The organism is Thalassotalea profundi (assembly GCF_014653195.1).
Taxonomy (GTDB): Bacteria; Pseudomonadota; Gammaproteobacteria; order Enterobacterales; family Alteromonadaceae; genus Thalassotalea_B; species Thalassotalea_B profundi.
In genome coordinates, this window is the sequence record NZ_BNAH01000001.1 from 340,621 (window position 1) to 355,448 (window position 14,828).

General features: G+C 37.6%; 8 protein-coding genes. 5 read left to right on the forward strand and 3 right to left on the reverse strand.

The genetic code is table 11. The features are described 5' to 3' along the window. Positions 1–24 precede the first annotated feature (24 nt). Positions 25–1,680: a long-chain-fatty-acid--CoA ligase FadD gene (gene fadD, locus IE155_RS01505; RefSeq protein WP_189376311.1), complete on the forward strand. Its 1,656-nt coding sequence runs from the start codon at positions 25–27 to the stop codon at positions 1,678–1,680. A 51-nt stretch (positions 1,681–1,731) separates the two neighbouring features. Here the strand turns inward: fadD and IE155_RS01510 are convergent, their stop codons facing one another. Continuing rightward, a complete protein-coding gene (locus IE155_RS01510; protein ID WP_189376312.1) occupies positions 1,732–2,469 on the reverse strand; it encodes a YciK family oxidoreductase in 738 nt (245 codons plus the stop codon). Between the two features lie 248 nt (positions 2,470–2,717). On the opposite strand from IE155_RS01510, the gene IE155_RS01515 reads away from it, so the two are divergent. Then, the gene (locus IE155_RS01515) at positions 2,718–5,165 is read left to right on the forward strand and encodes a VolA/Pla-1 family phospholipase (RefSeq protein WP_229816945.1); all 2,448 of its coding nucleotides are present in this window, start codon (positions 2,718–2,720) and stop codon (positions 5,163–5,165) included. 195 nt (positions 5,166–5,360) lie between these two features. Continuing rightward, positions 5,361–6,407 (forward strand): protease SohB, encoded by a 1,047-nt coding sequence (sohB, locus tag IE155_RS01520; RefSeq protein ID WP_189376314.1) that lies wholly within the window; start codon positions 5,361–5,363, stop codon positions 6,405–6,407. A 53-nt stretch (positions 6,408–6,460) separates the two neighbouring features. Here the strand turns inward: sohB and IE155_RS01525 are convergent, their stop codons facing one another. After that, the gene (locus tag IE155_RS01525) at positions 6,461–7,804 is read right to left on the reverse strand and encodes a dicarboxylate/amino acid:cation symporter (protein WP_189376315.1); all 1,344 of its coding nucleotides are present in this window, start codon (positions 7,802–7,804) and stop codon (positions 6,461–6,463) included. Between the two features lie 171 nt (positions 7,805–7,975). On the opposite strand from IE155_RS01525, the gene IE155_RS01530 reads away from it, so the two are divergent. Further along, positions 7,976–10,498 (forward strand): Ig-like domain-containing protein, encoded by a 2,523-nt coding sequence (locus IE155_RS01530; protein WP_189376316.1) that lies wholly within the window; start codon positions 7,976–7,978, stop codon positions 10,496–10,498. Between the two features lie 75 nt (positions 10,499–10,573). Here IE155_RS01530 and IE155_RS01535 read toward each other — a convergent pair whose 3' ends face one another. After that, complete coding sequence (locus IE155_RS01535; protein WP_189376317.1) at positions 10,574–11,686, reverse strand: arginase family protein; 1,113 nt, start codon at positions 11,684–11,686, stop codon at positions 10,574–10,576. A gap of 429 nt (positions 11,687–12,115) precedes the next feature. Between IE155_RS01535 and topA the strand changes: the two genes are divergently transcribed. Further along, positions 12,116–14,791 (forward strand): type I DNA topoisomerase, encoded by a 2,676-nt coding sequence (gene topA / locus IE155_RS01540; RefSeq protein ID WP_189376318.1) that lies wholly within the window; start codon positions 12,116–12,118, stop codon positions 14,789–14,791. The last annotated feature ends 37 nt before the right edge of the window (positions 14,792–14,828 follow it).

Sequence of the window (14,828 nt, forward strand, 5' to 3'; positions counted from 1 at the left end):
AGTCTGAAACTAGAGGAGAGAGACGTGCAAAAAATTTGGTTGGAAAAAAGCTATCCCCCAGGTGTTCCTTTTGAGATAGATCCTGATAAATATTCTTCTTTAGTAGAAATGTTTGATAAATATGTAGGAATTTATGCTGATCGTACCGCATTTATTAATATGGGCGCGGAAATTACCTATGGCGAATTAGAGCAGCAATCTAAAGCCTTTGCTGCTTATTTGCAACAAGAGCTAGGGTTAGTTAAAGGTGATAAATTTGCAATTATGGTACCGAACTGTTTGCAATATCCTATTGCGTTATTTGGTGCGCTTTTAGCGGGTTTAACCGTCGTTAATGTCAATCCACTATACACTGCTAGAGAATTAGAGCACCAGTTAAAAGATTCGGGCGCGAAATCAATGATGATTGTTGAAAACTTCGCTCATACCTTAGCTGAAGTGATAGATAAAACTCCGGTTGAAAAAGTTATTTTAACGTCTTTAGGGGATCGACTTGGTTTTCCTAAAGCTCAGTTAGTTAACTTTGTTGTTAAACATATTAAAAAAATGGTACCAAAGTTTACACTTAACAATACAGTAAAGTTTAATCAAGTCATTAGCATAGGTTCACAGCTACCTTATACCCCAGTTCTGCTTCAAGGAAGTGATCTGGCTTTTTTACAATATACAGGTGGTACAACAGGTGTTTCTAAAGGTGCGATGCTTACTCATCGCAATATGATTGCTAACTTAGAGCAAGCGAAAGCGGCAATTAAACCAATGCTAGACGAAGGCAAAGAGCTTGTAGTAACGGCATTGCCTCTTTACCATATATTTGCTTTAACAGCTAATTGTTTGACTTTTATTACGTTAGGCGGCACTAATTTGTTGATCACTAATCCTCGCGATATGCCTGGATTTATTAAAGAATTATCAAAATACAAATTTACCGCTATAACCGGTGTTAACACACTGTTCAATGGTTTACTTAATACATCGGGTTTTTCAGAATTAGACTTTAGTACATTAAAGCTTTCGTTAGGTGGTGGTATGGCTGTGCAGCGCCCCGTAGCTGAAAGGTGGGAATCTGTGACTAAGACCCGTTTGCTTGAAGGTTATGGTCTTACTGAATGTGCGCCTTTAGTTACGTTATGCCCATACAATCAAGAACATTACAGTGGTAGTATTGGATTGCCGGCATCATCAACTGATATTCGTATTGTAGATGATGAAGGCAATGATGTTTCTCAAGGTGAAGCCGGGGAAATGTTAGTTAAAGGCCCACAAGTCATGTCTGGCTATTATAATCGCCCAGATGCTACTGACGAAGTCTTAACTGATGGTTGGTTAGCTACGGGTGATATTGCTGAAATGGATGAAAATGGTTTTTTCCGTATCGTCGATCGTAAAAAAGACATGATCATTGTTTCTGGCTTTAATGTTTTTCCTAATGAGATAGAGGAAATTGCTGTTGGTCATCCTTCAATTATCGAAGCGGCTGCAATTGGGGTTCCTCATGAAATTAGTGGCGAAGAAGTAAAACTTTTTGTTGTAGCTAAAGAACCGAAACCGACAAAAGATGAAATTATAGCGCATTGTAAATTAGGTTTAACGAATTATAAGGTGCCTAAAATTATTGAATTTCGTGATGAATTACCTAAAACCAATGTGGGTAAAATACTCAGGAGAGAATTACGTTAATTTTAAAATGCCGACAAATGTCGGCATTTTTATTAGCAGAATAGTATTTTTTTATTGGGCGTTAAGCACTTCACCATTCACATGAAGGCTATCGTTAGCCATTAAATACACATAAAGTGGCATAATTTCTTCCGGTGTAGGTAAATTTTTCGACTCTTCTGCTGGATAGGCACTTGCACGCATTTTAGTACGAGTAGCCCCTGGATTAATGGCATTGGTTCTTATCGGGGAGTTCTCATATTCGTCTGCTATGACTTGCATCATACCTTCTATGGCAAATTTAGAAACACTATAAGGGCCCCAGAAAGCTCTACCTTTATGGCCAACAGTTGATGTAGTAAATATAAGTGAAGCGTTCTTTGATTTAGAAAGAGTGGGTATCAATGCTTGTGCTAATAAAAACTGGGAAGTGCAGTTAACTTGCATTACATCTTGCCAAATTTGTTCGTGAATTTGGCTAAATGGTGTTAATTCTCCTAACATAGAGGCATTTAATAAAGCTCCGTCAAGTTGTCCAAATTGATCCGCAATAGTTGCAGACATATCAATATAATTTTGTTTACTTGCACCTTTTAAATCTAGTGGGATAATTGCTGGTTCTGGACTACCTTGTGCTACAATTTCATCATAAACTGTTTCTAATTTTTTAACTGTTTTACCCAGTAAAATAACCGTTGCACCAAGTTTGGCATAGGTTAGTGCTGCAACACGGCCGATACCATCGCCAGCGCCAGTGACTAAAATAGTTTTTTGAGCTAAACAGTTTGTCGAAATTGAATAATTAAACATAATATATTTAAGTGTTTATAATGAATTAAGTGATAATTAATTTTACTCTGACTACGTCATATAAACGAGTAAAAGTTGCTTTTGTTAAGAAAAAAGTGCTTTAGAAGCAAAAAAGAGTAGCGAAATAAATATTCTTAGGTTAAGTTTAACTGGTCCAACTTGTTTAGCTAAATTGCCAATTATTTAAAATTACACTAAAAGCAGCTAAAGAAGAAAAAAATGAACAACAGACACATCTATGGGGAGATATGATGAAAAAGCTAATGCTTGGTTTGGTTATCGCTAGCAGCTTAGGATTAACTGCATGTGAAAACGAAACTGTAAAAGATGTACAAGAAAATGTAGCAACTGAAGAGCCTGTATTTACAGCCTTTTCTAGGGTTGTTTTTGACCCAACAGCAGGTGATGTATCTGTACCTAATGATTTATTATTTCAAGGGTCGACAGACGGTACATTAAACTTACCTGTAACCGATCCTACTGACGAATCTGACCCTTATGTTGCGTTAAGCGCCTTAGATGGTTGGTCAACAGTGAACCCATTTGTATTAGATATTGATTTTCCACAAGGGCGCTCTCTTGATGGAAATTCTGTATTTAGCCCTAGCTCTGTTCGTATATTTGAAGCAATTATGGGTGGTGATACATCAGATGCAGACTGTGCAAGTATTGAAAGTGGATTAGCTTGTAAAATCGTGGGAGAGTTAACATACACTGAAGACTTTATTACGCAAAAATCAGGTAATAGTATTGCAGTTGTTCCTTTAAAACCACTCAAGGGTAAAACAACCTATTTAGTTGCTTTAACAGACAACTTATTGGATAGCACAGGTAAAGCAATTGCTGGTTCTTCAACTTATGAGTTGGTGTCACAGGATATTAATACACAACCGTTGGCAACAGAATCCCAATTAGGTTTACAAGCAATTATTAATAGCTTTGAAACAGCTGTATCTTCTGCGGGTGTTGAAAAAGAATCAATAATTTATTCATTTGCATTAACCACACAATCAACGACTGATGTGTTATTTACTAACAAGGCGTTAATGGCGGCTAATGTTCAACAAGGTGTTTATCCAAGTATTTCTGTAAGTGATACCGGAGCGTCTGTAGCGGATATTTTAGCTGGACAAATACCAAATGAGTTAGTTCCGTTATATTCTGCAGCTAACTTTATGCAAGGTTCAATAACACTACCTTATTATCTTGGTGTACCAAGTGCGAGTAACCCAACAGCACCAGTTAATCAATGGTGGACAAGTTTATGTGACTCAGCTGCAATGTTAGCGGGCCTAGCGGCTCAAAATCCAGCGGCTATTCCAGCTGATGCTATTAGCGAAACAGATGCACAATGTATGGCTATCTCACAAGCTAACGGTTTGCCGGCACCAGGTTTACGTGATTTGGGTATAGATAAAGAACGTAACCTAACGAAATACAGCCCAGTAGCAAAACCAACTGCGATGATGCCGCTTGCTGTACAAGTAACAACACCAGATTTAGCTGTTGTTAATGCTATTCGCGCACAAATGTCGGTTGATCCTGAAGTTGATCTTCCTCCAATTAGTGAGCCTGCTGATGGCTGGCCAGTGGTTATTTTACAACATGGCATTACTTCGAAAAAAGAAGATATGTTACCTATGACAGGTATTTTATCGGTGTATGGTTTTGCAACGGTAGCGATAAACCATCCTTTACATGGTGATCCTTCTTTAGGTGGCCGAGGCTGGGATTTAAATGAAGATGGTATTGATGAAATTAATGCTTCAACAGTTTCTGCTACGCATTATATGAACTTGGCTAGTTTATTAACGACACGTGATAACCTTCGCCAAAGTGTATCTGATATGGTGGGATTACGTTTTGGCTTAAATTTCTTATCGGGAAGCGATGTTTTTGGCGCACCAATTAACGTTGATTCAACTAATGTTCACTTTTTAGGCCATTCACTAGGGGCTATTACAGGGATTAATTTTATGGCGATTGCCAATACGCCATTAAATCCAGCGATAGATCCAATGTTTAAAGTGACGACTAACTCTTTAGCTATGCCAGGAGTGATGGTTGCTAACTTCTTGATGGAGTCAGGTGCGTTTGGTGATGTTATTAAAGCGAATTTAACTTATGCACAATCAGCTGATTTTAAAGCTTATGTTGATACTCTTTATCCGTCAGGTGCGAGTGAAACTGAACTAGTTACCACCTATCAAGGTTTTTACGCGAGTTTAACGCCTAGCCAACAAGGTACTCTTGATGGTACGTTCCAACAATTTGCTTTTGCTGCACAAACAGTAACTGACTCAGGTGATCCTATAAATTATGCTACTACTCTTGCAGCTACGCAAACACCAACTCATGTGATAGAAGTTGTGGGTAACGGGGCTGATAATTTATCAGACCAAGTTATTCCTAATACGGTGTCATCAGCACCATTAGGTGGTACTGAAGGTGCTATCGCATTATTAGGTTTGCCTCCAGTAGGAATGACTACGCAAAATACTGATGGTGTATCAGGTGCGGTTAGATTTACCGCAGGACATCATGGCTCTATTCTTACTCCTGGAGTGAGAGCAGAAGCACCAGATGCCGCGATGAATGCCAAAGCAACCCAAGAAATGCAATCTCAAGTTGCGAATTTCTTTGGGAGTAATGGCACAGCGATTGTCGTAAGTGATACTGATGTAGTGATGCAATAACTTTAATTAATGTGTTAATTTTTAAGCCCTCAATTTGAGGGCTTTTTTATTTTCTGAAGAATAATGATAATCTGATGATAGGTAGCTCTTGTTTCATTGAACTTTAGATTAAGAAATTAATCCCCATATAATTAAAAGGTTATTGAGCATCAGTATGAACAATTAACATTAGATGTGTTTTTTAGGAGAAAACTATTGGAATTTTTGTATGAATATGGATTGTTTTTGGCAAAAGCAATCACGTTTGTAATCGCGTTCGGTGCGATTGTTGTCATTATTGCTTCGTCAGCAATGAAACAAGGCCATAAGAAAGGTCATTTAGAAATTACCGACTTATCTGAACATTATAAGGAAGTTGAAGAGGAAGTTATTCATCACCTTCTTACAAAAGAGCAATTAAAAGATAAAGAAAAGCGTGATAAAAAAGCAGCCAAAGAGCAAGCTAAAGCAGATAAAGCTTCAGTTAAAGATGAGAGTTCTGAAACTCAGCAAGCTCGTACTTTTGTGGTAGATTTTAAAGGCAGCATTGATGCAAAAGAAGTGACGTCATTGCGTGAAGAAATAACGGCTATTTTAATGGTAGCCAATGAAAAAGATGAAGTGTTTGTGCGCCTTGAAACTGGCGGTGGCATGGTTCATGGTTATGGCTTAGCATCATCGCAGTTAGATCGCATTAGACAAGCAAACATACCTTTAACAGTAGCCGTTGATAAAGTTGCAGCAAGTGGAGGCTATATGATGGCTTGTGTTGCTAATAAAATTGTTTCTGCTCCTTTCGCGATATTAGGATCAATTGGTGTTATCGCTCAAGTACCAAATTTTAATAAAATTTTAAAGAAAAATGATATTGAATTTGAACAAATTACTGCAGGTGAATTTAAACGTACGTTAACTATGTTTGGTGAAAACACAGAGAAAGGTCGTGAAAAGTTTTCACAAGAAATTGAAGATACTCATCAATTATTTAAAGACTTTGTTGCCGAACATCGTCCGAGTTTAGATATTGCCAAAGTCGCTACAGGTGAGACATGGTTTGGGAGTAAAGCTAAAGTAATGGGCTTAGTAGATGAAATAATAACAAGTGATGATTATTTGTTTAAGGCAAGTAAAAGTAGCAAAGTTGTTGGAGTTAAGTTTGCTACTAAGAAAGGCTTGGCTGAGAAACTCTCTAAAGCAGCTTCTATGTCAGCAGAAAGTTTCATTAGTAAAATTTGGCAAAACAACCGTATATTTCCGAGTTAAGCGAATTAGGATTTAGAATCTAGGTTGTCGAACCTAGATTCTATTTTTCTATTCTATTTATTATCACCTAAATGATGAAAATCAATATCTTCGATCTTTTTACCTGCATCCGGATTATCGAAAATAGTTTGATCGAATTGCTTCTCAGATTTTCCAACGATTAACGTCACCATGCTATCACCTGTGACATTGACTGAAGTTCGTGTCATATCTAATAAACGGTCAACACCAATGATCAAACCAATACCTTCAACAGGTAAGCCTACTTGATCAAGTACCATTGCTAACATAATTAACCCCACACCTGGAACACCAGCAGTACCGATAGAAGCTAAAGTAGCTGTTAGTATAACCATCAACATATCAGATAGGCTTAAATCGACATTAAATACCTGTGCGATAAATACAGTAGCTACTCCTTGCATAATAGCCGTGCCGTCCATGTTAATAGTTGCACCTAAAGGCACGGTAAAAGAGGCAATAGAGTTTTTAACGCCCATTTTCTTAGTCACCGTTTCCATTGTTACAGGTATAGTCGCGTTACTGCTTGATGTTGAAAAACCAAACAATATTGCATCACGCATCTTTTTAAGAAATATGAGTGGATTTAATCCACTTAATAACTTGAGTATGACAGAGTAAGTTACAGTGCCATGAATTATTAATGCGAAGAACACCACGAAGAAATAACTGATTAAGTTGCCAAATGCACTTAACGATAAGTCTGTGAATAGTTTTGCTAACAAACAGAATACACCATAAGGTGCTATATTCATTAAAATAGTGACCAAGCGCATTACTACTTCATTTAAATCATCAAATAAACTGGAAATACGTTCACCTGCCTTTCCAGATAAAGCAATAGCAATACCAAATAATAATGCGAAAATAATCACTTGTAACATATTGCCTTGGGCAAAAGCTGCAAAAGGGTTACTCGGAAACATTTGTATGAATACTTGTGCTAAAGAAGGGGCTTCTCGTCCTGTAAAACTAGTGCTTGTTGTCATATTAACCCCTTCGCCAGGGTTAATTAAAAAGGCTAGCCCCATAGCAAAGCTAATGGCGATTGCTGTAGTCACTAAGTATAAAGCGATAGCTTTACCACCAATACGACCTAACTTTGAGGTGTCTTTTAGCGATGTAGTGCCACAAATTAACGAAACAAATACTAATGGGACGACAAGCATTTTTAAACTTGCTACAAATATTTGGCCTACAACTTCAAACACACCATCTACAACGAATGAGCGTGTTGAAAAATCAAAAAAGCCTAATGGAATGATAAAATCAGAACCATTAGGCATTAGTTGCTGTAAACCCGCGCCGACTAAAATACCTGCAATCATTCCGATTACTATGCGTTGCGTTAAGCTTAATTTTGTTTTATCTGTCATATTATTTTTATAAGAATGTGAAATGAATGTGATAAACCCTAGATTAACAGCTATTTTGTTGATTAAAAACCTAATGATTAACGGTTTTTTGCATTTGTTAGTGACCTTTTGGTTTTTTTTCGGTTAAGATGAGTTAGAAGTTAATAATAATACGATCAGGGAGATGCTTCTATGGCGCTACTTCGACGCTTAAGTTTTATCATGTTACTACTGTCTTTTGTCGGCTGCGGCGGCGGTGATAGCAGTTTGAGTTCTGGTGGAACGGTTGAACCAGATAATGGTACTACCGATGAGATAACAATTACTTTGGCTATTTCGAATTCTACTGTGACGGGAGCCGCTCCAGTTGATGTAACTGCAACGGTTATGCAAGGAACAGCACCTGTTGTTGATAGAGCTGTAACGTTTGAAACAGATTTAGGTGCTTTTTCGCCTAGTTCTGGAACAGCATTAACAGATGAAAATGGTGTTGCAACTATTATTTTAACCGCAGGTAGTGTTCGTGGAGCAGGGGAAATATCAGCTTCGTTGAGTTCTGGTGAATCTTCAAGTGTACCGCTTGGTTTCAATACCCAAGGTGATGATATAGGTACTGAAGGTGATATTAGTATAAATGTTACTTTAGTTGATGAAAATGGTGATGTTACTGATACTATTACTGCTTCCAAACCAGGTCGTGTCATTGCAACTGTTAATGGTATTAATTCTCCATTAATCGTTTCCTTCACTTCTACAGTTGGTGATATTCCAATTGCATCAGCGATAACTGATACCAGCAACATGGCAATAGTTGATATATTTGCAGGTGATACACTTGGTGCTGGTGAAGTAACAGCTACAATAACTAGCGGTGAATCAGGTAAAGTTATATTTGTAGTGGGGTCTTCAACTGTTTCAATGGGAAGTGGTGACCCGTTTGTTAAAGGCGTTGCAGATATTAGCTTATCTCAAGTTTCTGCTGGTGGTACTAGTGTTATTTCAGTTTCTATAGTCGATGATCAAGGTAATTTATTTACAGAACCAGTAGATGTTAACTTTTCATCTGGTTGTTCTACACAATCTATTGCCAAGCTTAGTAGCCCAATTACAACCTCAAATGGTGTTGCAACAAGTACTTATCTGGCACAAGGTTGTGTTGGTGATGACCCTATAAATGTCACTGCAAATGCTGGTGGTATTAATTTGTCAGCTACAGGTTCTATAAATGTGTTGCCTGCTGATATAGGTAGCATAGAATTTATTTCAGCCTCACCCGAAAACATCGGAATATTAGGTGCGGGAATTGTTTCTGGTTCAGAAAGTTCTACTGTGGTATTTAAAGTAAAAGATACAGATGGAAATCCTTATAATAATCGTGTGGTTAATTTTGCTTTAAACACTGATGTTGGTGGTATTAGCCTAAGTCAAAATGAAGCTACTAGTAATGCAGAAGGCATAGTTCAAACAGTTGTTAATTCAGGAACTGTTCCCACAACTATACGTGTAATAGCATCGACAATGGCACTTGATGGTAACGTTGTATTTACACAATCTAGCCAATTAGTGGTTTCTACAGGCTTACCTGATCAAGATAGCTTCAGTATTGCTAGAGGTACTGCAAATCCAGAAGCTTGGAGTGTAGATGGTGTTGAAGTCCCGGTTACGGTGCGCATGGCTGATGCCTTTAATAATCCAGTACCAGATGGCACTGCCGTTAATTTTACAACTGAAGGTGGTTCAATTGGATCTTCATGTACTACTGAAAATGGTGTTTGTTCAGTAATGTGGGTGAGTCAATCCCCACGCCCTGCAGGTCAAACATTAACTAAGAGTTTCTGTACTGTTGCAGATAATAATGATCCTGCAATTTTTTGTGCACGGGAGCCTTTAGCTAATAATAAAAATTACCTGGGTCAAGAATATGGTGGCCGAGTTAGCATTTTAGCTACCGCAATTGGTGAAGAATCATTCCCTGATAAAAATGGCAATGGTCGCTTTGATGAAAGTGAATATGCTTTATTTCAAGGCTTAAATGTAAGTGATGCACCTTATGATTTAAAAGAAGCTTTCGTTGATCATAATGAGGACTACCTATACAACCCAGTTGAAGTTAGCACTGAAACAGGCGGCGAATTGGAAGAGTTTACCGATTTTAATAATAATGGTGTTTTTGACCTCCAAGATAACGTTTATAACGGGGTTTTATGTGGCTTTAATGACGTAACTAATCCAGGTACAACGATAGCAAACCAATATTGTGCTAACCCTGACGATGAACCAGATCCAACAAAAAAATCAGAAAAGGTTTCTACAAACGTTAGAGGTTCAACTGTGATTATAATGTCTGGTACATCACCATACATTACTGTAACTGCAACTAATGATGCTATTATTAATACTTCTCCTAATTATGATAGTGAAGACTCTACTTTGTACATTGCAGGTGAAAGCACAGGTACAGTTAGTATTATTATAGCTGATTTACACAACCAACCTATGCCTGCTGGCACTATTGTATCTTTTATTGCTAGTGTTGGATCTGTTGTTGGTACCGCTAGCTATACATGGCCAAGTGATGCGAGTAATGGTGGTAGCAGTTTTGGTGTTGCAATCAAAGGTGAAGCTGAGCCTACAAGTGGGCCATTAGAAATAAAAGTTGAAACACCAGGTGGAGTAACAAAAGTGTTTAGTAATATTAATATTGTTATTCAATAATAGTGTTTAATCTTGGTTAATTAGAAAATAAAAAACCGCTAATTAGCGGTTTTTTATTAATAATTATTTTTAAGCTTAGTTCTTTGCCATTTCTTTTAATAGAAACGCTGATATATCAGCACCTACTTTTAATGTACTTTCAGCGGCGCTTGCACCTTGTCCTGTACTATCGGTAAACGGCGCTATCTCCATCATATCGGCACCGGTAATTGGGTATTTATCGGCTAAAGATTTTAAAATGGCTAATGCCTCATCAGGGCTTAACCCATCTGGCTCAGGGGTACCTGTAGCGGCGGCAAAGCTATCGTCTAAAGCATCAATATCAAAACTTACATATAATTCATCAATGTTCTCATCAGCTAACTGGCGGTGAATATTGTCTATAACAGACTGTACGCCGTTTTCTTTTACTTCGTGTGCCCAATGTTGCTTCACACCAAATGTATCTTCCCAGTGGCTTTTAGGTTTGCCGCTAGAACGTATACCTACTTGTATTAAGTGATGATTTTCATGTAAATCATCTAATATGTGTGTACACCAAGAGCCAAAACATAAATCTATACCTAAACGCTCCACCAATAAATCGGTATGGGCATCAAAATGAATAATTGCTGCACGTTTACCTTGTTTTTTCTTTGCTTGTAAATAAGCTTTTGTTAATGGGTAACTAATTGAATGATCACCACCAATACCAAAAATGCCTTTATTTGGGTAGGTTGCATAAAAGTCATGTAAAATATCTTCGGTGATGGTTAATGGGCTAACAGCATAAGGGGAAGATTCATCTTGATATAATGCACGGCGACAATTAGTGATAGTTTCATTATTTAAATATTTGTCAGCTAATAAGTGTGGTATAACGCGGATATCGCCTAAATCAAAAGTTTTTAAATCAGGATATTGCTCAAGTAACGTCGAACGTACAAATAAAGGTCCCCAGTTTGCACCGCGCAAAATACCACCACCACAATCAGAGGCAATACCTAATACAACAGCAGAGGAAGAATGTTCTAGTTGTTTAAGTGAATTTAACCAAACGCTTTCAATATCTGTGATTTGACCATAAAGTGCTTGATGCAAATTTTGTTTGCGCTCTTTTGCTGTATTTACGGTAAAAACACCGTTCCCAGGAGGGCATAAGCATTGACTTGCTTTTTGATAAAATAAAGCCGTTGAATTTGTTGTCATAATAAATCTCTTTGTATAGCATTCACAACTACATAAGCTTGAATGAAGGATGAATTTGATCTCAGTACAATATTCACTATATTGCTTGTGTTATTCGTTTTTATTATTGAGTTTATACTTAAGTTTTATAATGAACTCTATTATCATGGCGCCGAAATCGGCCGCATTATAGCGAAAATTTTAGCTTTATTAAACGAGAGTCTTTTGTCAAAAAACTAAGAGACAAAATAAAAAATCAAACAGATATAAAAATTATTTCCTTGTAAGCTTGGATAATTACAGATATATCTAATAGTAATTAGAATTTTACGTTAAGTGGTATGTATTTTATACAATGTGTTTATTAGTTGCTCGATTGTAAACCTTTGGAATTAAATTACATAAATGTTTCTGATCAGAAGAATCAGACAATAGGAATTAAATAAGTTTATGGCAAAATCTCTGGTTATCGTCGAGTCGCCAGCAAAAGCAAAGACAATTAACAAATATCTTGGTAAAGATTTTATTGTTAAATCAAGTGTTGGGCATGTACGAGATCTTCCTACGTCAAGTAATGGGAAAAAAGTTGCAACTAAAAGCCCAGCAGAGGTGCGTAAAATGGCACCCGAAGCTAAAGCTAAATACAAAGCCAAGCGTGATAAGTTAGCCCTTGTCAACCGTATGGGTATTGATCCTGAAAAAGATTGGGAGGCTCAATATCAAATTTTACCTGGTAAAGAAAAGGTCGTTACTGAATTACAGAAATTGGCTGAAAGTGCTGACACTGTCTATCTCGCAACCGATTTGGATCGTGAAGGAGAAGCTATTGCTTGGCATTTAAAAGAAATTATTGGTGGCAATGACGATAAGTTTAAACGTGTTGTTTTTAATGAAATAACAGAAAACGCGATACAACAAGCATTTTCTACACCGGGTCAATTAAGTATGCCTGGTGTTAATGCTCAACAAGCACGGCGCTTTTTAGATCGTGTTGTGGGTTTTATGGTCAGCCCATTATTATGGAAAAAAGTTGCGCGTGGTCTTTCAGCAGGGCGTGTGCAGTCAGTTGCTGTTAAATTAGTGGTAGAGCGAGAGCATGAAATAAAAGCTTTTGATCCGCAGGAATTTTGGGAAGTTAATGCTGACACTATAACCCAAGCAGATCAACCTTTTGAATTAGCAGTTACACATCAAAATGGTTCAGCGTTTAAACCAACGAATGAAAAAGATACTAATGCGGCTTTAGCTCAATTAAAAGATGCGACTTATGAAGTAAGTAATCGCGAAGATAAACCGTCTAAAAGTACGCCTTCAGCTCCATTTATTACTTCAACGTTACAACAAGCGGCAAGCACGCGTTTAGGTTTTGGTGTTAAACGTACTATGGGCTTAGCACAGCGTTTGTATGAAGCTGGCCATATTACTTATATGCGTACTGACTCAACCAATTTAAGTAAAGATGCGGTTGAAATGTGTCGTGAATATATAGATAAAAACTTTGGTAAAAATTATTTACCTGAAAACGCTAAAGTCTATGGTAGCAAATCTAATGCACAAGAGGCGCATGAAGCTATTCGTCCATCTAATGTAAAATTAGAAGCGGCTTTATTAACGGATATGGAAGCTGATTGTAAAAAATTATATGAACTTATTTGGCGACAATTCGTTGCTTGTCAAATGACAGCAGCGCGCTATACCGTTTCAACAATTACAGTATCTGCTAATGGCTTTGACTTAAAAGCGAAAGGGCGTGTAATGCAATTTGATGGTTGGACAAGAGTTCATCCTCAATTATCAAAAAATGATAACGACAAGCATTTACCTGATTTAGCTGTTGGCGAGTCATTAACATTAGTCAAATTGAACCCGTCTCAGCATTTTACAAAGCCACCAGCGCGCTTTGGTGAAGCGTCATTAGTTAAAGAGTTAGAGAAGCGTTCAATAGGTCGACCATCAACATATGCGTCGATTATTTCTACTATTCAGGATCGTGGTTATGTGCGTTTAGAGAAAAAACGTTTCTATGCTGAAAAAATGGGTGAAATTGTTACCAACAGTCTTTCAGGCAGCTTTAAAAATTTGATGAGCTATAATTTTACAGCTGAAATGGAACAAGAGCTTGATGAAATAGCAGAGGGCAAGATTAACTGGAAAGATGTTTTAAATCAGTTCTATCAAAATTTTACCACTCAACTTGCATTGGCTGATAAACCGGTTGAAGAAGGTGGAATGCTAACCAATGAACCTGTTTTAACCGATATTGACTGTCCTACTTGTGGCAGAAAAATGGGCATTAGAACTGCGTCTACTGGTGTGTTTTTAGGGTGTTCGGGTTATGCTCTACCGCCTAAAGAACGTTGTACAACTACAATGAACTTAACCCCTGGCGAAGAAGCGGTAAGCGTACTATCTGATGATCAGGAAACTGAAGCATTACGAGCTATGCATCGTTGTGCCAAATGTTCAACTGCAATGGATAGTTACCTCATTGATGAAACACGTAAGCTTCATGTGTGTGGTAATAACCCTGTCTGTGATGGCGTTGAGTTAGAAAAAGGTACCTTTAAAATTAAAGGCTACGACGGTCCTGTTTTAGAGTGTGATCGTTGTCAGTCAGATATGGAACTTAAAAATGGTCGTTTCGGCAAATATTTTGATTGTACTAACAGCGAATGTAAGAATACCCGCAAGTTATTAGCCAGTGGTGAAGCAGCACCACCGAAAGAAGATCCTGTTCATCTACCTGAGTTGATTTGTGAAAAATCAGATGCCTATTTTGTATTAAGAGATGGTGCAGCAGGGATTTTCTTAGCTGCAAGCACTTTCCCTCGTTCTCGTGAAACAAGAGCGCCAAAAGTAGCGGAGCTCAAGCAGTTTAGAGATCGGATTTCATCTAAATTTTATTATTTAGCTGATGCGCCTGAAAAAGATCCGGAAGGTAATTTAGCCGTAATTCGTTACAGTAGAAAGAACAAGTCACAGTATGTAATGACAGAAGTTGACGGTAAAGCTACAGGTTGGACAGCTACTTATCAAAACGGTAAGTGGATTGAAACTATACCACCTAAAAAAGCAGCCGCTAAAAAGACAACAAAGAAAAAAACAGCGACGAAAAAGAAAGCTTAAGTATTAATAAGTTCACTTTTTACGCCACTTTCAATTG